Source organism: Nocardiopsis yanglingensis, from assembly GCF_045809185.1.
In the GTDB taxonomy this organism is placed as follows: domain Bacteria; phylum Pseudomonadota; class Gammaproteobacteria; order Xanthomonadales; family Xanthomonadaceae; genus Stenotrophomonas; species Stenotrophomonas yanglingensis.
Map to the genome: position 1 here is coordinate 37,492 of NZ_JBJNRH010000010.1, position 22,025 is coordinate 59,516.

Genomic DNA, 22,025 nt, shown 5'->3' on the forward strand with positions numbered 1-22,025 from the left:
CCCAGCACGTTACGATTGCGTTGCGACGCTGTATTTGCGCGACCCAACCGGAGACTTTGCAGAATGTGGCGGCAGGAGACCGCCGTTCTCGCGGAACCGCGAAGCCGACTGGCCATAACGGGCGCGGAAGGCACGCGCGAAGCTGCAGCAGTTGTCGAAACCGCTGGCAGCGGCCACTTCGCCCACCATCATGTCGGTATCACGCAGCAGGTCAGCCGCACGCTCAAGGCGCAACCGGGCCGAAAGCGACTGCGGGCTTTCTTCGTACAGGCTCTGGAAGGTCTTGGAGAGGTACCAGCTGGAGAAGTTGGTCAGCTCGGCCAGCTCACCGATCCGCACCACGCGGTGGCTGTTGCCCTCCAGGTAGAGCCGCGCGCGCTGCATGCGCCCGAACACCTGGCGCTTGCGGCTGCGCGAACGCCCCGGGCAGCGCTGCACGTTCTCGGCCAGGCCCCGCTGTAGGCTGGCCAGGTGCAGCAGCAGGGGCCGCAAAGCCTGGGCGGGCTGGCCACTGGCCAACGCATCGCGCCACAGCCGCAGGCCGACCCGCGCATCACTGCGCCCCATCCGGCCGCGGCCGGCATACAGGCCACAGTCGGCCATCTCGGTCAGCACCCGCAGCGCTTCGACATTCAGGTTCAATCCCACGCAGAGCCCGTTGCGGCCCGCCTGCACCAACGGCCGGGATTCCTTCTCGAAGGCGATCCACTCGCCCTGACGCAACCGGAAGCGACCTTCCTTGGCCTCCACCCAGGAACTGCCACGAACCTGCATCCAGACCGTGAAGTTGTTGCCCGCGGTCTGCAGGCTGCCCAGCCGGGCAACCCCCAGGCAGGTGGGCGCCACGTCATCAAGGGCCTTGTCGAGGGAAACGGTTTGGCCACGATCGGCCAGTGAGAGTTGACGCATGGGGGCACCACGGATTTGCCAAGTACAGGCCTCCGTTTTGCCCAATCGGGCGGCAGCGTGTCAGGAAAGTCAGCCGAGATCGCCACGAATTCGCGACGAGAACCACACGAAAGAATTACGAAGAAAAATTCTTCTTGAGAATCAATACTCTGGAGAACGCCGGAAACAGCGTCGGGGCTTGCTCGGGCAGACGCATGACGCCAATGTCTGCACCGTCACTGACCGCCAGGGCCACATAGAGGTCGCGCCCATCGGCGCTGGCACTGATTCCATTGCCTGCACTGAGCCGCTGCGGGTCGAGGCAGCGCTCCGGCGTCTCGGTTCCCGCCTCGATCCTGACCAGGGTCGTGCCGCACTGGGTGGAGGTTCCGAGATAGCCGACGCCACCGCTGCCGGCCACGGTCCAGGTGCGATAGCGCCAGCGGCTCGGCCGGTCCTCACTGATCTGGCGCACGCTGGCCGACGACAATGCAGGATCGACCGACCACAGCCCGCCAGCGGCAAGGCGCGTGAACAGGACGCGTCCGCTGCCGCGATCGAAACGCGCCTGCGACACCCCATCGATGCTGGCCAACCGACGCCACGGTTGTGTGCTGCGATCAAACAGGCTCAAGCGGGTGCGCTGGTCGGCGTCGCGCTCGACCACCAGCAGCTGGTTCTCGGTTGCCGCGTACAACGCCTGCAACGGTTGTTCCGCGGGCACCGGCAACGGCTGCAGGCGCTCATCGCGTGGTGAGATCTCATAGACCACCGTGCGCCCGTGTTCATCACGCCCCACCACCAGCAGGTGGCGGCTGTCGGCGGACCAGTCCGGTGCCTGCCGTCCCTCCGGCCGCAGGCCTTCGATCGGCCGCAGCGAATCCGGCCGCTGCATGTCCGCCCACCACAGGGCGAAACTGCCGGAACGGTCGGAGGTGAAAACCAGCTGCCGACCATCCGGCGCGGCCATCGGCTGGCCGTCACGGCCACTGGAGGCAAACAGGCGCTCCGCGTGGCCTCCCTCGGTGGGCACCTTGAATACGCCGAACTGTGCACGCCGGTGAACGAACGCCAATACACCGCCATGCCGCGAGACCGCGGGCCACTGCGCATCGTCCAGGCCCGCGTCGCGCAGCGTACGGCGCTCAACGTCGAGGTAATACAGGCGCACTTCGCTGTCGACGCGACGGCCGAATACGATGGTGCGGCCATCCTCCAGCCAGGCCCAGCCCCGCTGTTCCGCCGCCTCGTTGGTCAGCTGCTCCGGAGTACCGCCACTGGCGGGCATCCGCCACAGATCACCCATCTGTGGATTGCGCACGAACACCAGCCACTTGCCGTCGGGCGAATAACGCGGCGCATAGTCGAAGTCATCGGCATCGACGCTGTAGTCCAGGTCGCGCCATTGGCCACTGGCCAGGTCGAGCACGCGGATGCCGCGATGCGCGTAGCGCCCGACCATGCTGCCAAACACCAGTCCACGGCCGTCCGGGGTCCAGTCGAAGCTGAGCAGTTCGGTGCCATCACAGCGCGTGGCCTGGCGCAGGGCGCCGCCCGTGGCACTGGCAATCAGCACCTGGCAGCCGCCATCGGCACTGAACCGCGCAAATGCGATCTCGCGCCCATCCGGCGACCAGCTCGGGAAACGATCACTGGCTCCGGCCGGGGGCGCCAACAACTGGCGGGCGGGCGCATTGCCGGACGTTTGCACCTTGATCGCTCCGCCGCCGTTGCCGTCCTCATTGGCACCTTCGTAGGCAACCTGTGAGCCATCCGGCGAAAGCGTTGGATATGTCTCGAACCCACTGGTCGCGGTGATCAGCCGGTACGGCCGCTGCGGGCTGCCGATCACACGGACACCGTTCTCGACAGCCTCGTCGACCGGTGAACTTGCCGCCGGAGCGCGCCGCAGCAACAGCATCGTCAGCACGATCACCGTCACGAGCATCAAGATGCCGGTGGCCAGCAATATCTGGCGCCGCACCTGCCGCCATGTCCTGCGCAGACCCGGCACCGGCGACGCAGCACCGGCCGGGGCCGCAACTACGGCGCCTGCCAATGGCAAGGACGGATCGGCCAACTCGACGGTGTCCACGACAGGCTCGGGCGTGTCCAGCACCTGCACCGGCACCAACAGGCGGTAGCCGCTCTTGGCGATGGTCTCGATGTAGGCCTGCCCGTTGTCTTCGTCGTTGGCAAACGCCTTGCGCAGCTGGGTGACCGCCTGGGTCAGCACGTCGTTGGTGGGCAGCGTGTCGGGCCACACCTCGGCAAACAGCTCCTCGCGGGTCACCACCCGCCCCGGCTGCCGCAGCAACACCCGCAGTACACCCAGTGCCTTTGGCGTGAGCCGGCGTGGACGACGCGCACCCGCAACCTCGACCTCTCGCGAGGACAAGGTGACGACGCATTCGCCAACCTGGATACGGTCAGCGTCGGGCGGCTGGATTTCGCTGCTGTTCATTTTCCGATATACAGTAGGGACGGGCCTGGGCAGGTTTCACCAGCGATACCGTCCCCCTGCGGGGACAACAAAAAGCCAGATTCCGCACAAAGCATCGGCGCATACCGCAAAAACAATTACGCATACGGATATTAGCCTAAGCCGGTTACCCCGCCTATGACGGGGTCGACACTCAGGCTCTCTCTCGCCGACGCATTCACATAATCTGCTTCACTATTCGCGCCCTTCTGGGCGCGATATTTTTATCTGGCGTTCATTTTCACATGCGTCGCAGCATCGTCAATCCGACCAGCCGCGACACCACAAGCGCGACGTACATCACGCCTGCGAACTGCTCCAGCATTACCAAAGCCCGCGCTTGCGGGTGCAGCGGTACGACATCGCTTAATCCCACCCCGGACAGCAAGCTGAAGCTCAGATAAAGCAACTCCATCCAGCTGCGCTGATCGCCACCCCCGGTGCCGTGGAAACTGCCCGGGTACCACTGCTGGCACACGGCGAACGCAAATGCGAAGGCCCAGGCCAGCAAGGTGAAGGTCGCTCCCGCAGCGAACAGTTCGTCCCGGGTGACTTTATGGTCCTGCAGCATGTAGGCGATCAACGCCCCGGCCGTATAGAAGTACAGCAGGCTCTCCAGCAGCTGCGCCGTGGTGATCAGGCCGGTGCGGTCCAACAGCGCGCCGGCCAGCGAGAACACCACCGAGGGAATGGCCAGCAGCAACGCCAGCCACGTGCCCAGCGGACTGCGCTGGACCACCCACAGCGCCAGGCCGAGTACCGCCATGCCGAACATGCCCAGCGCCGCCCGGCCACCGGCGGTGTCATCGAGTGCGGGATACAGCAGCACCGCGATCAACTGGGCGGCCAACAACCAGGCCGAAGGATGGCGGCGGGCGATGGCCAGCCAGCGGGTGGTCATGGCAATGGGCATGGCGTCCTTTCCCCTGGGCGATGCGCGGAGGATAGCCGGGCGCGGCGTGATGAACGGTAGTGCCGGCCGGTGGCCGGCACTGCCCGCTCCAGGTCACCCCTGGCGGTAGACTTCGGCGCCGGCGGCGCGGAACTCCTTCGACTTCTCCTTCATGCCGGCCTCGGCGTAGTCGCGCACGTCCTGGGTGATCTTCATCGAACAGAAGTGCGGGCCGCACATCGAGCAGAAATGCGCCAGCTTGTGCGCATCCTTCGGCAGGGTCTCGTCATGGAACTCCTTGGCCTTCTCCGGATCCAGGCCAAGGTGGAACTGGTCTTCCCAGCGGAACTCGAAGCGCGCCTTGCTCAGCGCGTTGTCGCGCACCTGCGCACCGGGATGCCCCTTGGCCAGGTCGGCCGCATGCGCGGCGATGCGGTAGGCCATGATGCCGTCGCGCACGTCCTGGCGGTTGGGCAGGCCGAGATGCTCCTTCGGCGTCACGTAGCAGAGCATGGCCGTACCGAACCAACCGATCATTGCCGCACCGATCGCGCTGGTGATGTGGTCGTAGCCCGGTGCGATATCGGTGGTCAGCGGCCCCAGCGTATAGAACGGCGCTTCGCCACACTCACGCAGCTGCTTGTCCATGTTCTCCTTGATCAGCTGCATCGGCACGTGGCCGGGGCCTTCGATCATGGTCTGCACGTCATGCTTCCAGGCAATCTTCGTCAGCTCGCCCAGCGTTTCCAGCTCGCCGAACTGCGCGGCGTCGTTGGCATCGGCGATGCAGCCCGGGCGCAGGCCATCCCCCAGCGAGAAGGTCACGTCGTAGGCCTTCATGATCTCGCAGATGTCTTCGAAATGCGTGTAGAGGAAGTTCTCCTTGTGGTGCGCCAGGCACCACTTGGCCATGATCGAACCGCCGCGGCTGACGATGCCGGTCACGCGCTTGGCGGTGAGCGGCACATAGCGCAGCAGCACGCCGGCGTGGATGGTGAAGTAGTCCACGCCCTGCTCGGCCTGCTCGATCAGCGTGTCGCGGAAGATCTCCCAGGTGAGCGCTTCGGCACGGCCATCGACCTTTTCCAGCGCCTGGTAGATCGGCACGGTACCGATCGCCACCGGCGAGTTGCGGATGATCCACTCGCGGGTCTCATGGATGTGCTTGCCGGTGGACAGGTCCATCACCGTGTCACCGCCCCAGCGGATCGCCCACACCAGCTTCTCCACTTCCTCGGCAATGCCGGAGGACACGGCGCTGTTGCCGATATTGGCGTTGATCTTGGTCAGGAAGTTGCGGCCGATGATCATCGGCTCGCTTTCCGGGTGATTGATGTTGTTGGGCAGCACCGCGCGGCCACGGGCGATCTCATCGCGCACGAACTCGGGTGTGATGATCTTCTGGATCGATGCACCGAACGCTTCGCCTGGGTGCTGCTGCAGCAGGCCGGCATCGCGGATCGCGTCCAGCCGCTGGTTTTCGCGGATGGCGACGAACTCCATCTCCGGCGTGATGATGCCGCGGCGCGCGTAGTGCATCTGGGTGACGTTCGCGCCTGCGCGTGCACGGCGTGGCAGGCTGCGCGCGGGGAAGCGTACGGCATCAAGCTTCGGGTCATGCTCACGGTCGCGGCCGAACGAAGAACTCAGTCCTTCAAGCTGCTCGGTATCACCGCGTTCCTCCACCCAACCACGACGCAGCGTCGGCAGGCCGACGGACAGATCGATACGCACGTCCGGATCGGTATACGGGCCCGACGTGTCATAGACCGTGACCGGTGCATTCTCTTCACCGCCGAACAGCGTCGGCGTGCGGGTCAGCGCGATCTCGCGCATCGGCACCTGAAGATCCGGGCGTGAACCGGGCACGTGGATCTTGCGCGAACCGGGGATCGGCCGGGTCACGGATTCGGAGAGTTGCTGGGCCTGTTGCTGCAGGGCGGAGAGCTGTGCGTTCATCGGGCATCGTCCAGGAAGGTCAGGGACGAAGCGGCGGCGCACTGCTGCCGCTCCCGGACGGTCCTTGGGCGGAGCCCGGGCTTGGCTGCATTGCAAAGCTTCCCTACGCCGGTATGAGCCGGATCAGGTTCCAAGGGACTGTCTCAACCGTGGCCACATGGCCGCGGTACCCCCGCTTCTTGGTGTGCATTAGAGCATAGAACGCACTGCAGCTCCTGGTGGTTCCATCCACGCACGGCGTGGATCTGCTGTTTCTGTATTAACAGAACCGTGACATCGCATTCAGTAACGTGCACGCGCATCATGCCGCTGCGGCCGGTGTTTCCTCGCCGCCTTCGCGGCCCCTGCCCGGTCTGTGCTGCATGTCGCCGGCCCCTCGCAGCAAGCTCTGCTCGCTCCCCTCAATCCCTTGATCGGAGAAGCCCCTTCATGGTGTTTCGCGTTTCCATTGCACTGGTTCTGCTGCTGGTGCTGCTCGCCGGTGTTGCCCCCGGCCCCTTCAATACCGTGGTGCAGAGCATCCTCGGTGAACTCATCCGCGGCATCGGCTGGCTGTACCTGCTGGTCGTGTTCCTTGCGCTCGTGTTCCTGATGTACCTGGCCTTTGGCCGCTTCGGCAACCTGCGCATCGGTGGCGAAGACGCCGAACCCGAGTTCTCGCGCGCCAGCTGGATGTCGATGCTGTTCGCCGCTGGCATGGGCATCGGCTTGGTGTTCTGGGGCGCTGCCGAGCCCATTTCGCACTTCAGCAAGCCACCGGAAGGGCTGGCACCTGAAAGCATGGACGCTGCGCGTGCTGCCATGCGCTACGTGTTCTTCCATTGGGGCCTGCACCCCTGGGCCATCTATGCGCTGATCGGCCTGGCCATGGCCTGGTTCCAGTTCAACCGCAACGGCCGTGGACTGGTCAGTGACATGCTGCAACCGATCATCGGCCGGCACCATCGCGGCTGGATCGGACGCGTGGTCAACATCGCCGCGGTTGTTGCCACTGCCATTGGCGTGGCCACCACGCTGGGCTTCGGCACCATCCAGATCGCTGCCGGCATGGAACGCGTGTTCGGCCTGCACGCGGGTGTGCCACTGCAGCTGACCATCATCGCCATCGCGTTCGTGCTGTACATGGCCTCCACCGCCAGCGGTGTCGAGCGCGGGGTGAAGTGGCTGTCCAACTTCAATCTTGCACTGGCCGCGCTTCTTGCGGCCACCGTACTGGTGCTGGGCCCGACCGGATTCATCTTCGATACGTTCACCACCACACTGGGGTCGTACCTCAACCAGTTGGTGACGATGAGCCTGCGCATGTCGCCGTTCTCGGGCAGCACATGGGTAGCGGACTGGACCATCTTCTACTGGGCGTGGTGGATTTCCTGGGCCCCGTTCGTCGGCTCGTTCATCGCGCGCATCTCGCGTGGGCGCAGCGTCCGCGAGTTCGTCATCGGCGTCGTGCTGGCACCCACGGTGCTGGGCTTCTTCTGGTTCGCGGTGTTTGGTGGCACTGCGCTGTGGGCGCAGATCTTCGGCCACGCCGACCTGGTGCAGGCGCTGGGCAACGGCTATGAAACGGTGCTGTTCACCCTGTTTGACAGCATGCCGCTACCCTTGCTGCTTTCCTGCATCGCACTGGTGCTGCTGATGATCTTCTTCGTGACATCAGCCGATTCGGCGGTGCTGGTGCTGGCCAGCATGTCCACTGACGAGGCAGGCGATCCGCCGTTGAAGCGCAAGCTGGCCTGGGGCATCGCGGTGGCGCTGATCGCAGCGGCGTTGCTGCTGGCCGGTGGCCTGGATGCACTGCAGGGCATGATCACGATTGCGGCGTTGCCATTCGCGCTGCTGATGGTGCTGGTGATGGTGTCGCTGTACCGGGTGCTGGACCAGGAGTACACGCGGGAGCGGCGGCAGGCGCAGCGCCAGCGGCACATGATCGATGCGTGGATCGCACGGGAGATGGCGGCGCAGGAGGAGACCCAGGCGGAGGCGGCGCGCGCGCACGATCAGGATTGAGGGGGTTTTGCAGCCTGCGGCTGCACCGCTTTTCTTTCAAGCAAGAGCAAGTTCAAAAGCCAGAACAGCTCTCGGTTGCTGCTTGCTTGGCGGGGAGGGGGCAGATGGCGGGACACGCCGCAAGTACGTCCCTGTAGGCTCGGCCACGGCATCCATGCCGTGGACGGTCCCGCCATCTGCCCCCTCCCCGCCTCCGACAGTTTCCGTGTGACGGTGGGTTTTCCACGCCATGCGTGGATGAGGTGTATCGGAAAACAAGAAGGGGTCGGATTCGTTTTCCTCCGGAAAACGGATCCGACCCCAACCCAAAGCGCGCAGCTGTTGCTGTTGCTGTTGCCTTTGCTTTTGATCTTCTTCTTTCTCTTCCTGCGGTGGCAGCCACAGGAAACTGTCCGTGGCCGGGCGGGTGGATTGGCTGGGGGCGGGAGCCGCAAGGATGCGGCGACCGAGCTTACATGGACGTACTTGCAGCGGCCCCCAGACAATCCACCCGCCCGGCCAAACCCAGCTTTACGGAATCCACCGCAGAGGGGGCTCAGCCCGGTGGCCGGGAAACCTCAATACCCCGCCGCCTGCCCATCCTTTCGACTCTCAGACGCACCGTAGTAAACGCCGGATTCCGGATCACGCATGATCGCCTGGTACCCGCCATACGGACCATCGGCGAACACGATGCGATGCCCCTTGCGCATCAACGCACGCACCGTTTCGTACGGGAAGCCGGTTTCCAGATTCACTTCGCCGCCATCGGTCATCGCCGTGGCCTGACCCGTCGGTTCGGTCGAGCCTTCATGCTGGATGCGCGGTGCATCACCGGCTTCCTGCAGGTTCATGCCGAAGTCCACCAGGTTCATCACGATCTGCGCGTGGCCCTGCGGCTGCATCGCGCCGCCCATCACGCCGAAGCTGGCATACGGCTTGCCGCCCTTGGTGATGAACGCCGGGATGATGGTCTGAAACGGGCGCTTGCCCGGCGCGTAGCCGTTGGGATGGTTCTTCTGCAGCACGAACATCTCGCCACGATCCTGCAGGATGAAGCCCAGCCCCGGCGGCGCCATGCCGCTGCCCATGCCGCGGTAATTGGACTGGATCAGCGACACCATCATGCCGTCGGCGTCGGCCACGGTCATGTAGATCGTGTCGCCCTCCTCCAGCTGCTTCGGCGTGCCCGGCTGCACTTCCTTCAGCGCCTTGTCCATCGAGATCAGCGCGCGGCGCTGTGCGGCGTAGTCCTTGGAAATCAGCTTCTGCACCGGCGCTGGCTGGAACGCCATGTCGGCGTAGAAGCGCGCGCGGTCGGCGAAGGCCAGCTTCTTCGCTTCAACGAACAGGTGCACATGCTCCGGTGAACCAAACGGGATCTTCGAGAAATCGTAGCCTTCCAGCACATTGAGGATCTGCAGCGCGGCGATGCCCTGGCTGTTCGGCGGCAGCTCCCACACGTCGTAGCCGCGATAGTTGCTGCTGACCGGTTCGACCCACTCACCGTGGTGGTCGGCCATGTCCTGATAGCTCAGGTAGCCACCGTTGGCCTTGAAGTAGTCGCCGATGGTGCGGGCGATGTCGCCCTTGTAGAAGGCGTCGCGTCCGCCGTCGGCGATCTTCTGCAGCGTGCTGGCCAGATTCGGGTTCTTCCACATCTCGCCCTTGCGCGGGGCGTGGCCGTTGATCGTGAACTGCTCCTTGAAGCCCGGGTACTGCGACAGCTTGGGCACCGAGCGGTCCCAGTAGTAGGCGATCACTTCGGCCACCGGGTGGCCCTCGCGGGCGTAGCGGATGGCCGGCGCCAGGTTGTCCGCCATCGGCTTGCGACCGAAGCGGTCGTGCAGTGCGAACCAGCCGTCGACCGCGCCAGGTACCGACACCGGCAGCGGGCCAGTGGCCGGGATGTCCTTCAGGCCACGGCGCTGGAACTCGGCCAGGGTGAGCGACTTCGGCGAGCGGCCCGAGCCGTTGTAGCCATAGAGCTTCTGCGTCTTCGGGTCCCAGACGATGGCGAACAGGTCACCGCCAACGCCGTTGCCGGTCGGCTCCATCAGGCCAAGCGCGGCATTGGCGGCAATCGCCGCGTCCACCGCCGAGCCACCGCCCTTCATCACGTCCAGCGCGATCTGGGTGGCCAGCGGCTGTGAGGTGGCGGCCATCGCATGCGGGGCAATCACCTCCGAACGGGTGGCAAAGGTGTGGCCGGTGATGCGGTCGGCAGCAGAAGACAGTGCGGGCACAGCGGCCAGTACAGCGGCGGCCAGCAGGGAACGGGCAAGGCGTCGGGACACGGTCGGGTTCCGATGGAAGGGTGGTCCCTCGATCTTCGCCGCTGCGGCCTGTATGCGGTATCGGGCAGAGGTCATGGACGTTGATCCTGGGGTGGGTGCGGAAGGTCCGCACCCACCAAGGCGAAAACCCACCGGATTCCGCGCAAAAACTGCCCTGAAAGGAGTGAATTCGGGTTCACTGAAACACTTTCAGCGGCAACCATCCTTGTGCTGCAAGCGATTGCGCTGGATGCACTGGAAACCGATAAAAAATCCGTCGCGAGGGTTGACATCGCCGAAACGGCTGTGTTTCTCTCGATCACATGTTGCATCACAACACGCCACCGCGAACCCACATCGAAGCCGCCGACACCGGCGCCGCCTCGCTGCGTTCGATTCTTGTGCTCGTACTTATTACCCAACCAACAGGTGCGGGACGAGCCAGCGTGTAAGCAACAAACACACCGGAACTCTTCAAAAACCCGCACCCGCCCCGGTGCGGGTTTTTTCATTTCAGAACCTGGTTTCAGACGCAACCACCATGCACAACGCCCAACGCAAAACCCGGACCCACACCACCACGACGCCTCGTGGTGGCTGTGCCTGTGCGATGCGCGTCGCCTCCTCCACCGCTTTCCCCTGACCGGCCGGCACGTCACCTCGACGACCGGCCGTTCTTTTTTCTTCCCACCGCAAGGAACCTCCCCCATGAGCACCAACGACCTGCCCCAGACCAAGATCGCCGTCATCGGCTACGGCAGCCAAGGCCGCGCCCACGCACTGAACCTGCGCGAATCCGGCTTCGACGTGGTGGTAGGCCTGCGCCCGGGCGGCCCGACCGAGGTCAAGGCACAGGCCGATGGCTTCACCGTGAAAGCACCGGCCGACGCGGTGAAGGATGCCGACCTGGTTGCCGTGCTGACCCCGGACATGGTGCAGAAGAAGCTCTACGACGACGTGCTGGCTGCGAACATGAAACAGGGTGCGGTGCTGTTGTTCGCGCACGGCCTGAACGTGCACTTCGACATGATCACGCCGCGCGAGGACCTCGATGTCGTGCTGGTCGCACCCAAGGGCCCCGGCGCGCTGGTGCGTCGCGAGTATGAAATCGGCCGTGGCGTGCCGTGCATCTGGGCGGTCTACCAGGACAAGAGCGGCAAGGCGGCCGAGTACGCCCTGGCCTATGCGGCCGGCCTCGGCGGCGCCCGCGCCAACCTGATCCAGACCACCTTCAAGGAAGAAACCGAGACCGATCTGTTCGGCGAGCAGGCGGTGCTGTGCGGCGGCGCCTCGGCGCTGGTGCAGGCCGGTTTCGAGACCCTGGTCGAAGCCGGCTACCAGCCGGAGATCGCCTACTACGAAGTACTGCACGAACTGAAGCTGATCGTGGACCTGTTCTACGAAGGCGGCATCTCGCGCATGCTGGAATTCATCTCCGAGACCGCGCAGTACGGCGACTACGTCAGCGGCCCGCGCGTGATCGACGCCGGCACCAAGGCACGCATGAAGGAAGTGCTGAAGGACATCCAGGACGGCACCTTCACCAAGAACTGGGTGGCCGAGTACGAAGCGGGTCTGCCGAACTACAACAGGTTCAAGCAGGCCGACCTGGAGCACCCGATCGAAAAGGTGGGCAAGGAACTGCGCGCCAAGATGGTCTGGTTGCAAGGACAGGCCGCGTAACCACGCGACCTCCCCCACCCGCTTTGCAAGGTTCCCCCATGAACTCTTCGACACATCGCAGCCCGCCGCCCAACGGCGCGCGCTGGCTGACCCAGGCGCTGGAGGCCGAAGGCGTCCGTACGCTGTTCGGCTATCCCGGTGGCACCATCATGCCGTTCTACGACGCGCTGGTGGATTCGTCGCTGAAGCACATCCTGGTACGCCATGAGCAGGGCGCGGCGCTGGCCGCCAACGGCTACGCCCGCGCCAGCAACCAGGTCGGCGTCTGCGTGGCCACCTCCGGCCCGGGCGCCTCGAACCTGGTCACCGGCATTGCCGATGCGATGCTGGATTCGGTCCCGATGGTCTGCATCACCGGCCAGGTCGGCACACCGCTGCTGGGCACCGACGCCTTCCAGGAGCTGGATGTGTTCGGCCTGACGATGCCGATCGTCAAGCACAGCTGGCTGGTGCGCAGCGTCGATGACCTGCCGCGCGTGGTCGCCGATGCGTTCCGCATCGCCCGCGAGGGCCGTCCCGGCCCGGTGCTGATCGACCTGCCCAAGGACGTGCAGCTGGCCGATGCCAGCCATCTGCCGGCCCATTTGCCCAGCAGCGTCGAACCGCCGCCGGCGCCGGCCGAGGCCGCCATCGCCGAGGCCATCGCCGCACTGGCGGCGGCGGAGAAGCCGGTGGTCTACGCCGGTGGTGGCATCGCGCTGGGTGATGCGGTGCAGGACCTGCGTGACTTCGTCGAGGCCAGCGCCATCCCCACCGTGATGACCCTGCGCGGCCTGGGTGCACTGCCGGCCAGTCATCCGCAGTCGCTGGGCATGCTGGGCATGCACGGCACCCGCGCGGCCAACATGGCGGTGCAGGAAAGCGACCTGCTGCTGGTGCTGGGTGCACGCTTCGACGACCGTGCCACCGGCAAGCTGGCCGAGTTCGCACCGTTCGCCCGTGTCGTCCACATCGATGCCGACGCCTACGAGATCTCCAAGCTGCGTAGCGCCGATGTCGCCGTGCCCGGCAATGTCGGCCATGCCATCCGCGCCCTGCGTGCGGCCTTCCCCTCCCCCAAGGCCCACCAGGACGCATGGCGCAAGCGCTGTGCACAGCATCGCGATCGTTTCGCAGCACGCTACGACGCGCCGGGCCAGCACATCTACGCCCCGGCGCTGCTGAAGCGCCTGAGCGAGCTGGCACCGGCCGATGCAGTGATCGCCTGCGATGTCGGCCAGCACCAGATGTGGGTGGCGCAGCACTGCCGCTTCAACCACCCGCGCAACCACCTGACCAGTGGCGCGCTGGGCACCATGGGCTTCGGCCTGCCGGCTGCGATGGGTGCGCAGTTTGCCTGCCCCGATCGCACCGTGGTGCTGGTGTCCGGCGACGGCAGCTTCATGATGAACGTGCAGGAGCTGGCCACCATCGCGCGCTGCCGCCTGCCGGTGAAGATCGTGCTGCTGGACAACAGTTCGCTGGGCATGGTGCGGCAGTGGCAGGAGCTGTTCTTCGCCGAGCGATACAGCGAGATCGACCTGTCCGACAACCCGGACTTCGTGGCACTGGCGCAGGTGTTCGGCATCGCCGCCACCCGCATCGACAACCGCGACGACGTGGAAGGCGGCCTGGCCGCGCTGCTGGCCGAACCGGGCCCGGCACTGTTGCACGTGGCCATCGATGCACGCGCCAACGTGTGGCCGCTGGTGCCGCCGAACACCGCCAACAGCACGATGCTGGAAAGCAATCCCGCCCACGCCCGCCAGGAGACCCCCAATGCAATACCGGCTTGACCTGGTGCTGCACCCGGCCGAAGGCGCGCTGCTGCGCGTGATCGGCATGGCCGAACGTCGCGGTTTTGCGCCGCGTGCGATCAACGGCGCACCGGTGGCCGCCGACGATGGCCGCTGGCACCTGCAGCTGGTGGTGGACGGCCAGCGCCCGGCGGAAACGCTGTGCCGGCAGATCGAGAAGATCTACGACTGCGTGTCCGTGCAGGTCACCGCCGTGGAAGGAGCATCCGTATGAACACCCGTACCGTAGCGACCACGGTGCCGGTACGGAGGCGTCTTCTTCGTCGCCCGTGCCCGCATGCGGCGGTCTTCCGCACCGCGCTGGTGGCCCATGCCGGCCGCTGACACCAGCCAGGAAAGCGATGTCGGCGACGTAAGCGTCGCCGACGTTCTGGCAGCGCAGGCCCGCCTGCGCCGCTTCCTGCCGCCCACGCCGCTGCACCATGCCGAACGCTTCGGCACCTGGCTGAAGCTGGAGAACCTGCAGCGCACCGGCTCCTACAAGGTACGCGGCGCGTTGAACGCGCTGCTGGCCGGTCGCGAGCGCGGCGATACCCGGCCAGTGATCTGCGCTTCGGCCGGCAACCATGCCCAGGGCGTGGCGTGGGCGGCCTACCGCCTGGACGTGCCGGCCATCACCGTGATGCCACACGGCGCACCGGCCACCAAGATCGCCGGCGTCGCTCACTGGGGCGCCACCGTGCGCCAGCATGGCACCAGCTATGACGAGGCCTACGCCTTCGCGGTCGAACTGGCACAGCGCCATGGCTACCGCTTCCTGTCCGCGTTCGACGATGCCGATGTGATCGCCGGCCAGGGCACCGTCGGCATCGAGCTGGCCGCGCACGCGCCGGACGTGGTGATCGTGCCGATCGGCGGCGGTGGGCTGGCCTCCGGCGTTGCACTGGCACTGAAATCACAGGGCGTGCGCGTGGTCGGCGCGCAGGTGGAGGGCGTGGATTCGATGGCACGTGCGATCCGTGGCGACGTGCGCGAGATCGCTCCCGTTGCCTCGCTGGCCGACGGTGTGCGGGTGAAGATTCCCGGCTTCCTGACCCGCCGCCTGTGCACCTCGCTGCTGGACGACGTGGTGATCGTGCGCGAAGCCGAGCTGCGCGAGACCCTGGTGCGGCTGGCGCTGGAAGAACACATCATCGCCGAGGGCGCCGGTGCACTGGCATTGGCCGCCGGCCGCCGCGTCGCCGGCCGCCGCAAATGCGCGGTGGTCTCCGGCGGCAACATCGATGCCGGCGTACTGGCCGGCCTGCTCACCGACATCCGTCCGCGCCCGCCACGCAAACCGCGGCGACGACGCAGCGAATCCCCGCGCTCGCCCAGCAAGGCCAGCGCCACCGCTTCCCACACCTCTTCCCCTTCCCCCCTGCAAGCCGTCACGCCCGCTGTCGAGGAGATTTCCCTGTGACCACCATCGAACGAATTACCACCCCACGCATCCGCATCTTCGACACCACCCTGCGTGACGGCGAGCAGTCCCCCGGCTGCAGCATGAGCCCGCCGCAGAAACTGGTGATGGCGCGTGCGCTGGACGAACTGGGCGTGGACATCATCGAGACCGGCTTCCCGGCCAGCTCACAGTCCGACCGCGAGGCGATGGCACTGATCGGCCGCGAACTGCGCCGCCCGAGCCTGACCCTGGCGGTGCTGTCGCGCTGCCTGCAGGCGGACATCGAAACCTCGGCACGTGCCCTGGAAGCCGCGGCCAACCCGCGCCTGCACGTGTTCCTGTCGACCAGCCCGCTGCACCGCGAGCACAAGCTGCGGATGACCCGCGAGCAGGTGCTGGAGTCGGTACGCAAGCATGTATCGCTGGCCCGCTCGTACATCGACGATGTCGAGTTCTCGGCCGAGGATGCCACCCGCACCGAGCTGGACTACCTGATCGAAGTGTCGCGCGCGGCGATCTCCGCCGGCGCCACCACCATCAACCTGCCCGACACCGTCGGCTTCACCACGCCGGAAGAGATCCGCGCGATGTTCCAGCAGGTCATCGCTGGCGTCGCCGACGTGCCGAATGCCGCCAATGTGATCTTCAGCGCGCACTGCCACAACGACCTGGGCCTGGCCGTGGCCAACTCGCTGGCCGCCATCGAAGGCGGCGCGCGCCAGGTCGAGTGCACCATCAACGGCATCGGCGAACGCGCCGGCAACTGCTCGCTGGAAGAGATCGCGATGGTGCTGAAGGTGCGCCAGGCCTTCTACGAGCAGGACAGTTCCATCAACACCCCGCGCATCGTCGGCACCTCGCAGCTGCTGCAGCGCCTGGTCGGCATGCCGGTACAGCGCAACAAGGCCATCGTCGGTGCCAATGCCTTCGCCCACGAATCAGGCATCCACCAGCACGGCATGCTGCGCCATCGCGGCACCTACGAAATCATGCGTCCGGAAGACGTGGGCTGGGAAGACTCGCAGATGGTGCTGGGCCGCCACAGTGGCCGCGCTGCCGTCGAAGCACGCCTGCGTGCGCTGGGCTTCTGGCTGGACGAAGACGAGCTGAAGCTGGTGTTCGAGCAGTTCAAGGGCCTGTGCGAGCAGCAGCGCGTGGTCACCGATGCCGACCTGCAGACGCTGATGCAGGGCGGCTCCAATGCACAGGGCTATCGACTGGCGTCGATGACCATCAGCGACGTCGGCAGCCGCGCGAATGCGCTGGTGGAACTGTCCGACCCGGACGGCAACCGCGTAGCCGAGACCGCGCAGGGCGACGGCCCGGTCGATGCGCTGTTCGGCGCGCTGTCGGCTGCCACCGGCGTGCAGCTGATGCTGGACAGCTACCACGTGCACAGCGTCGGCATCGGTGCCGATGCGCGCGGCGAAGCCAATCTGAGCGTGCGCCACGAGGGCGTGGAGTACGACGGCACCGGCACCAGCAAGGACATCATCGAAGCCTCCGCGCTGGCATGGCTGGATGTGGCCAACCGCCTGCTGCGCCAGCGTCAGGCTGCCGCCCACAGCAGCACCGACGTTGCCACCCCTGCCACCGCCTGAGGAACCCGACATGAGCGCCTTCGACACCCCCACCCCGACCAGCACCGCTGGCCAGCAGTGGAACGCCCAGGACTATGCAATCGACGCCGGCTTCGTGCCGCTGCTCGGCGGCGCGGTATCGCGCCTGCTCGACCCGCGCGCCGGTGAACGCATCCTCGACCTGGGCTGTGGCGATGGTGTGCTCAGCACCGAGCTGGCGCTCAGCGGCGCGCACATCCACGGTGTGGATGCCTCGCCGGAACTGGTGATCGCCGCGCGTGCGCGCGGCGTCGATGCGCAGGTGATGGATGGCCACGCACTGACCTTCAACGCCGAGTTCGATGCGGTGTTCAGCAATGCGGCACTGCATTGGATGGGCAACCCCGACCGGGTGATGGAAGGTGTGCGTCGCGCACTGCGTCCCGGTGGCCGCTTCGTCGCCGAATTCGGCGGCCATGGCAACGTGGCCACGATCATTGCTGCGGTACAGGCTGCACGCGTAGCCCACGGCCACGGCGCCAGTGCCTTCCAGTGGTACTTCCCCACTGCCGATGCCTATGCCGACCGCCTGCGCCAGCATGGCTTCCAGGTGCAACTGATCGAGTGCACGCCGCGCCCGACCGCACTGCCGACCGGCGTGGCCGGCTGGCTGCGGGTATTCGCCGCACCGCTGCTGGACGACCTGCCGGCCGAGGCACGCGCTACCGTGCGCGAGGCCGCAACCGCGCTGCTGGCGGAGCTGCCGCGCAATGCCGCCGGCCAGCCGCTGGCCGACTACGTGCGGCTGCGCGTGCTCGCCCGCCGTCGCTGACTTGACCGTTCCGCATTCTTTTCTGATGTTCGCTATTTCGTACTTCTGCCAGGCATACGCATGACTTCCGCACCCCGCACCCTGTACGACAAACTGTGGGACGCCCACGTGGTGGTTCCCGAATCCGACAGCGCGCCCGCCGTGCTGTACATCGACCTGCACCTGATCCACGAGGTAACCTCGCCGCAGGCGTTCACCGAGCTGCGCGAACGCGGCCTGTCACCGCGCAGGCCGGACCGCACCAAAGCGACGATGGACCACTCCACGCCGACCCTGCCGGCCGCCGCCGACGGAACGCTGCCCTACGCCAGCGCCGCCTCCGAGGCACAGGTCGCCACGCTGGCACGCAACTGCGCCGAGCACGGCATCGAACTGTTCGACATGGCTTCGGACAACCGCGGCATCGTCCACGTGATCGCGCCGGAACAGGGCTTCACCCAGCCCGGCATGACCATCGTCTGTGGCGACAGCCACACCTCCACCCATGGTGCGTTCGGTTCGCTGGCGTTCGGCATCGGCACCAGCGAAGTCGGCCACGTGCTGGCTACGCAATGCCTGCTGCAGCGCAAGGCGAAGACCTTCGCGATCACCGTCGACGGCCCGCTGGCGCCGGGCGTCGGCGCCAAGGACGTGGTCCTGCATATCATCGGCGTGATCGGCGTCAACGGTGGTACCGGCCATGTCATCGAGTTCCGTGGCAGCACCATCGAAGCGATGGACATGGAACAGCGCATGACCCTGTGCAACATGTCGATCGAAGCGGGCGCGCGCGCCGGCATGGTCGCTCCCGACCAGGTCACCTTCGACTTCGTCGCCGCTACGCCGCGCGGGCCCAAGGGCGCCGATTTCGATGCTGCAGTGACGCGCTGGCAGCAGCTGCGCAGCGATGAGGGCGCGCGCTTCGACAGCGAAGTACACATCGACGCTGCCGACATCCGCCCGACCCTGACCTGGGGCACCCACCCGGGCACCGCCATCGCGGTGGATGCGCCAATTCCCGCGGCCAACGACGCCGCCGCACAGAAGGGCCTGGACTACATGCATTTCCAGGCCGGCAAGGCGCTGGCCGGAACACCGGTGGACGTGGTGTTCGTCGGTTCGTGCACCAACGGCCGCCTGAGCGACATGCGCGAAGTGGCGCAGGTGCTGCGCGGCCGTCGCGTCGCCGAGCGGGTACGCATGCTGGTGGTGCCGGGCTCGGAGATCGTCAAGCGCGAGGCCGAGGCCGAGGGCATCCACGAGATCGTGCGCGCGGCCGGTGCCGAGTGGCGCGAGCCGGGCTGCTCGATGTGCATTGCCATGAACGGCGATCTGGTCGCACCCGGCCAGTTGGCCGTGAGCACCAGCAACCGCAACTTCGAGGGCCGCCAGGGCCCCGGTTCGCGCACGCTGCTGGCCTCGCCGATGAGCGCGGCGTGGGCCGCGGTGAACGGGCACGTTGCCGATACCCGCGAACTGTTCGCACAGGAGGTGGCGTGATGGCCGGTTTCCGTACCCTGACCTCGTCCAGCGTGGTGCTGGCGCAGACCAACATCGACACCGACCAGATCATTCCGGCACGGTTCCTGTCCACCACCGAACGCGCCGGCCTGGGCCGCAACGCATTCAATGACTGGCGCTGGCAGGCCGACGGTTCGCCCGTGGCCGACTTCGCCTTCAACCAGCCGCACAACGCCGGCCGCAGCATCCTGCTGGCGGGCCGCAACTTCGGCTGCGGTTCCTCGCGCGAACATGCGCCGTGGGCACTGACCGACCTGGGCCTGCGCGCCATCGTCAGCAGCGAGATCGCCGACATCTTCCGCGGCAACGCGCTGAAGAACGGCCTGCTGCCCATCGTGCTGGACGAGGCCGACGTGCAGGCGCTGATGCAGCGGCCAGACGATGAGCTGACCATCGACGTGGCCGCGCGCGAGCTGCGCACCCCCGACGGCCGCGTCTATTCCTTCCCGCTGGATGGCTTCTCGCAGACCTGCCTGCTGGAAGGTGTCGACCAGTTGGGGTATCTGTTGGGCCGTGTCCCTGAAATCGAACGCTACGAGAGTGAGCATGCACGCTGAAATTGTTGTCCTGCCCGGTGATGGCATCGGCCCGGAAGTGGCCGCCGCCGCGGTTGCCGTCCTGAAGGCGGTCGCCGAACGCTTCAACCACACCTTCACCTTCAGCGAGCACGACATCGGTGGCGTCGCCATCGATCGCCATGGCGAGCCACTGCCGGCGTCGACCCTGGAAGCCTGCAAGGCCGCGAACGCGGTGCTGCTGGGCGCGGTGGGTGGCCCGAAGTGGTCCGATCCGAACGCCAAGGTGCGTCCGGAACAGGGCCTGCTTGCGATCCGCAAGGCGCTGGGCCTGTACGCCAACCTGCGCCCGGTGCGCACCCATGAAGCCGCGCTGCACGCCTCGCCGATCAAGGCCGAGCTGCTGCAGGGCGTGGACTTCGTGGTGGTGCGTGAACTGACCGGCGGCATTTACTTCGGCGACAAGACCCGCGACGCCGACAGCGCCAGCGACCTGTGCCGCTACACCGTGGCCGAGATCGAACGCGTGCTGCGCAGTGCCTTCCGCCTGGCGCAGCAGCGTCGCGGCAAGGTCACCTCTGTAGACAAGGCCAATGTGCTGGAAACCTCGCGCCTGTGGCGTGACGTGGCCGCGCGCATCGGCCGCGAGGAGTTCCCGGATGTAGCGCTGGAGCACCAGCTGGTTGATTCGATGGCGATGCACCTGCTGGCCAAGCCGCGCGAGTACGACGTGATCGTCACCGAGAACATGTTCGGCGACATCCTCACCGACGAAGCCTCGATGCTGGCCGGCTCGCTGGGCCTGCTGCCGTCGGCCTCGCTGGGTGAGCCGGGCGCAGTTGGCATCTATGAGCCGATCCATGGTTCGGCGCCGGATATCGCCGGCAAGGGCATCGCCAATCCGTACGCAACGATCTTCAGTGCGGCGATGCTGCTGCGCCATTCGCTGGGCCTGGAAGCAGAAGCCGCAGCGGTGGAAGCCGCCGTGCACGCCGTGCTGGATGATGGTGTGTTCACTGCCGACCTGGCCGCCAAGGGCCAGGCGGTGAGTACCGCCGCCGCGACAGATGCGGTGCTGGCGAAGCTGGGCTGATGCATGACGGTGCCGGGCATTGCCCGGCACCGGCGCGCACGCATAGGGCTACCGTCCTCTGTGGACCGCCTTGGACGTCGCACACCCCATCAGTGTGCGCCCATCGGTGATGCGCACCACGAAGCGCTCGCGCGGCCGCTCCTGCAGAGGTGATGCCGGCAAGGTCCAGATGATTTCCCCGGCCGCCTTAGCACCTGGAATCGCCGCCTGAAGTGCATCGTCGACGGGCACCATGCCCAGGTCCGCTGCAACATGGCCTGACGCGTAGCTGGGCTCGATCATCACCGACGACACGGTCAGGCCATGCACGGTGATCGGCGCATCGAGCGTTATCCGCTCACAACGGGAGCCGCCTTCGCGAGCCATGCATGCAGGTGCGTCCAGCGCGCGTACCTGCGCCGGCCACCCAAGCGGGCTGTGCGCGCTGACACGCGTCCAGAATTCGCCAAAGCGCTGCCAGGCCGCCGCGTCCGCGCGGCACTCCAGAACCGCTACCAGGTCCTCGCGCAGGCGGTCGGCCGCCTGCTGGTCGTCCAGTTTCTGATATCGCTCCAGGTAATCACACGACAGGCGGTTGCCTGCGCCTTCGCTTCGTATCACCCGCCAGGCCTGTGCCGCCGCAGCAACGGCCGACGCTGGTTGCCACCAGGCCCGGAACGGCTCGTGCAGCGTGCTGGTCCGCATCCGCAGGCCGTCCTCAGCCACAATCCGCTCACGCTGCACCGCATCGAGGAACATGCCCAGACCGAGGTCGTCAGCCAGCAGCTCGCGGGTGGTGATGCCGTTGGCGGTGATGGGCGCAGGCAGTTCGATGCGCGTGACCGCGCTCTCGATCTCGGGGTGATCGGCTGCGATGAAGCGCCAGCCACGCAGGTGCGCCGGTCGTTCCGTTGCAGAGCCATAGCGGACGACCCGCAGCTGGCTGCCCAGTGCCTGCCGCACCGCAGGTGTCGCGCGGCATTCCAGCACTGCGATCAGGTTCTGCTGGAACTGCTGGGCATCGGTTCCTGCGGGCGTTGCATCGGCAACGCCGCTGGAGGCAATCAACATCAACGTGAAAGCTTGGAACGTGCGAGGGAACATGCTGGCACTCCGGGCCCAGAACAGCCGGCTATTGTGCCCGTGGACGGCCTACAGGATGAAGCGTCGAGCATGGCGCGACGCTTCAGGTCCTCCCCAA

Annotated in this window: 16 protein-coding genes and 1 riboswitch; of the genes, 10 read left to right on the plus strand and 6 right to left on the minus strand. The window is 66.4% G+C overall.

Annotated features, from left to right (window positions below; genetic code table 11):
* Positions 1-9: 9 nt before the first annotated feature.
* The 4 genes from ACJ7C5_RS14055 to thiC all read right to left on the minus strand — a co-directional run bounded on the left by ACJ7C5_RS14055 (position 10) and on the right by thiC (position 6,221).
* Positions 10-909: a helix-turn-helix transcriptional regulator gene (locus ACJ7C5_RS14055; protein ID WP_049444442.1), complete on the minus strand. Its 900-nt coding sequence runs from the start codon at positions 907-909 to the stop codon at positions 10-12.
* 115 nt (positions 910-1,024) lie between these two features.
* Entirely contained in the window at positions 1,025-3,352 is a 2,328-nt protein-coding gene (locus tag ACJ7C5_RS14060; RefSeq protein ID WP_097049830.1) for a winged helix-turn-helix domain-containing protein, read from the minus strand.
* 259 nt (positions 3,353-3,611) lie between these two features.
* A complete protein-coding gene (locus ACJ7C5_RS14065; protein WP_094002183.1) occupies positions 3,612-4,283 on the minus strand; it encodes an ion channel in 672 nt (223 codons plus the stop codon).
* Between the two features lie 93 nt (positions 4,284-4,376).
* A complete protein-coding gene (thiC, locus tag ACJ7C5_RS14070) occupies positions 4,377-6,221 on the minus strand; it encodes a phosphomethylpyrimidine synthase ThiC (protein ID WP_094002182.1) in 1,845 nt (614 codons plus the stop codon).
* Positions 6,222-6,303: 82 nt separating this feature from the next.
* Positions 6,304-6,405: riboswitch (TPP riboswitch) on the minus strand.
* Between the two features lie 245 nt (positions 6,406-6,650).
* Between thiC and ACJ7C5_RS14075 the strand changes: the two genes are divergently transcribed.
* Positions 6,651-8,228, plus strand: coding sequence for a BCCT family transporter (locus ACJ7C5_RS14075; RefSeq protein ID WP_412704241.1), 1,578 nt, complete (start codon positions 6,651-6,653; stop codon positions 8,226-8,228).
* Between the two features lie 557 nt (positions 8,229-8,785).
* Here ACJ7C5_RS14075 and ggt read toward each other — a convergent pair.
* Positions 8,786-10,579, minus strand: a complete 1,794-nt coding sequence (gene ggt / locus ACJ7C5_RS14080) for a gamma-glutamyltransferase (protein WP_412704242.1) — start codon at positions 10,577-10,579, stop codon at positions 8,786-8,788.
* 612 nt (positions 10,580-11,191) lie between these two features.
* On the opposite strand from ggt, the gene ilvC reads away from it, so the two are divergent.
* The 9 genes from ilvC (at position 11,192) to leuB (ending at position 20,845) form a co-directional block, all read left to right on the plus strand.
* A complete protein-coding gene (ilvC, locus tag ACJ7C5_RS14085) occupies positions 11,192-12,166 on the plus strand; it encodes a ketol-acid reductoisomerase (protein WP_088027035.1) in 975 nt (324 codons plus the stop codon).
* Between the two features lie 38 nt (positions 12,167-12,204).
* A complete protein-coding gene (gene ilvG, locus ACJ7C5_RS14090) occupies positions 12,205-13,941 on the plus strand; it encodes an acetolactate synthase 2 catalytic subunit (RefSeq protein ID WP_412704243.1) in 1,737 nt (578 codons plus the stop codon).
* Complete coding sequence (locus tag ACJ7C5_RS14095) at positions 13,925-14,176, plus strand: ACT domain-containing protein (RefSeq protein ID WP_125430810.1); 252 nt, start codon at positions 13,925-13,927, stop codon at positions 14,174-14,176. The genes ilvG and ACJ7C5_RS14095 overlap by 17 nt, the downstream gene beginning before the upstream one ends.
* Positions 14,177-14,272: 96 nt before the next feature.
* A complete protein-coding gene (locus ACJ7C5_RS14100) occupies positions 14,273-15,364 on the plus strand; it encodes a threonine dehydratase (RefSeq protein ID WP_088027037.1) in 1,092 nt (363 codons plus the stop codon).
* Entirely contained in the window at positions 15,361-16,947 is a 1,587-nt protein-coding gene (locus ACJ7C5_RS14105; RefSeq protein WP_412704244.1) for a 2-isopropylmalate synthase, read from the plus strand. Before ACJ7C5_RS14100 ends, ACJ7C5_RS14105 begins: the two co-directional genes overlap by 4 nt.
* Positions 16,948-16,957: 10 nt before the next feature.
* Positions 16,958-17,737: a class I SAM-dependent methyltransferase gene (locus ACJ7C5_RS14110; protein ID WP_412704245.1), complete on the plus strand. Its 780-nt coding sequence runs from the start codon at positions 16,958-16,960 to the stop codon at positions 17,735-17,737.
* Between the two features lie 60 nt (positions 17,738-17,797).
* Positions 17,798-19,216 (plus strand): 3-isopropylmalate dehydratase large subunit, encoded by a 1,419-nt coding sequence (gene leuC / locus ACJ7C5_RS14115; RefSeq protein ID WP_088027040.1) that lies wholly within the window; start codon positions 17,798-17,800, stop codon positions 19,214-19,216.
* On the plus strand, positions 19,216-19,794 hold the full coding sequence (gene leuD / locus ACJ7C5_RS14120; RefSeq protein ID WP_125430798.1) for a 3-isopropylmalate dehydratase small subunit: 579 nt from the start codon (positions 19,216-19,218) through the stop codon (positions 19,792-19,794). The genes leuC and leuD overlap by 1 nt, the downstream gene beginning before the upstream one ends.
* The gene (gene leuB / locus ACJ7C5_RS14125) at positions 19,784-20,845 is read left to right on the plus strand and encodes a 3-isopropylmalate dehydrogenase (RefSeq protein WP_412704246.1); all 1,062 of its coding nucleotides are present in this window, start codon (positions 19,784-19,786) and stop codon (positions 20,843-20,845) included. Before leuD ends, leuB begins: the two co-directional genes overlap by 11 nt.
* A gap of 48 nt (positions 20,846-20,893) precedes the next feature.
* Here the strand turns inward: leuB and ACJ7C5_RS14130 are convergent, their stop codons facing one another.
* The gene (locus ACJ7C5_RS14130) at positions 20,894-21,895 is read right to left on the minus strand and encodes a hypothetical protein (protein WP_412704247.1); all 1,002 of its coding nucleotides are present in this window, start codon (positions 21,893-21,895) and stop codon (positions 20,894-20,896) included.
* Between the last annotated feature and the right edge of the window lie 130 nt (positions 21,896-22,025).

What these genes read in the sequence shown, in the direction of transcription:
- ilvG (WP_412704243.1), top strand. Translation starts at nt 12,205, where the DNA reads ATGAACTCTTCGACACATCGCAGCCCGCCGCCCAACGGCGCGCGCTGG.
- ACJ7C5_RS14100 (WP_088027037.1), top strand. Translation starts at nt 14,273, where the DNA reads ATGCCGGCCGCTGACACCAGCCAGGAAAGCGATGTCGGCGACGTAAGC.
- ACJ7C5_RS14095 (WP_125430810.1), top strand. Translation starts at nt 13,925, where the DNA reads ATGCAATACCGGCTTGACCTGGTGCTGCACCCGGCCGAAGGCGCGCTG.
- leuC (WP_088027040.1), top strand. Translation starts at nt 17,798, where the DNA reads ATGACTTCCGCACCCCGCACCCTGTACGACAAACTGTGGGACGCCCAC.
- ACJ7C5_RS14075 (WP_412704241.1), top strand. Translation starts at nt 6,651, where the DNA reads ATGGTGTTTCGCGTTTCCATTGCACTGGTTCTGCTGCTGGTGCTGCTC.
- ACJ7C5_RS14065 (WP_094002183.1), bottom strand. Translation starts at nt 4,283, where the DNA reads ATGCCCATTGCCATGACCACCCGCTGGCTGGCCATCGCCCGCCGCCAT.
- ACJ7C5_RS14055 (WP_049444442.1), bottom strand. Translation starts at nt 909, where the DNA reads ATGCGTCAACTCTCACTGGCCGATCGTGGCCAAACCGTTTCCCTCGAC.
- ilvC (WP_088027035.1), top strand. Translation starts at nt 11,192, where the DNA reads ATGAGCACCAACGACCTGCCCCAGACCAAGATCGCCGTCATCGGCTAC.
- thiC (WP_094002182.1), bottom strand. Translation starts at nt 6,221, where the DNA reads ATGAACGCACAGCTCTCCGCCCTGCAGCAACAGGCCCAGCAACTCTCC.
- ACJ7C5_RS14060 (WP_097049830.1), bottom strand. Translation starts at nt 3,352, where the DNA reads ATGAACAGCAGCGAAATCCAGCCGCCCGACGCTGACCGTATCCAGGTT.
- leuB (WP_412704246.1), top strand. Translation starts at nt 19,784, where the DNA reads ATGCACGCTGAAATTGTTGTCCTGCCCGGTGATGGCATCGGCCCGGAA.
- ACJ7C5_RS14130 (WP_412704247.1), bottom strand. Translation starts at nt 21,895, where the DNA reads ATGTTGATTGCCTCCAGCGGCGTTGCCGATGCAACGCCCGCAGGAACC.
- ACJ7C5_RS14110 (WP_412704245.1), top strand. Translation starts at nt 16,958, where the DNA reads ATGAGCGCCTTCGACACCCCCACCCCGACCAGCACCGCTGGCCAGCAG.
- leuD (WP_125430798.1), top strand. Translation starts at nt 19,216, where the DNA reads ATGGCCGGTTTCCGTACCCTGACCTCGTCCAGCGTGGTGCTGGCGCAG.
- ggt (WP_412704242.1), bottom strand. Translation starts at nt 10,579, where the DNA reads ATGACCTCTGCCCGATACCGCATACAGGCCGCAGCGGCGAAGATCGAG.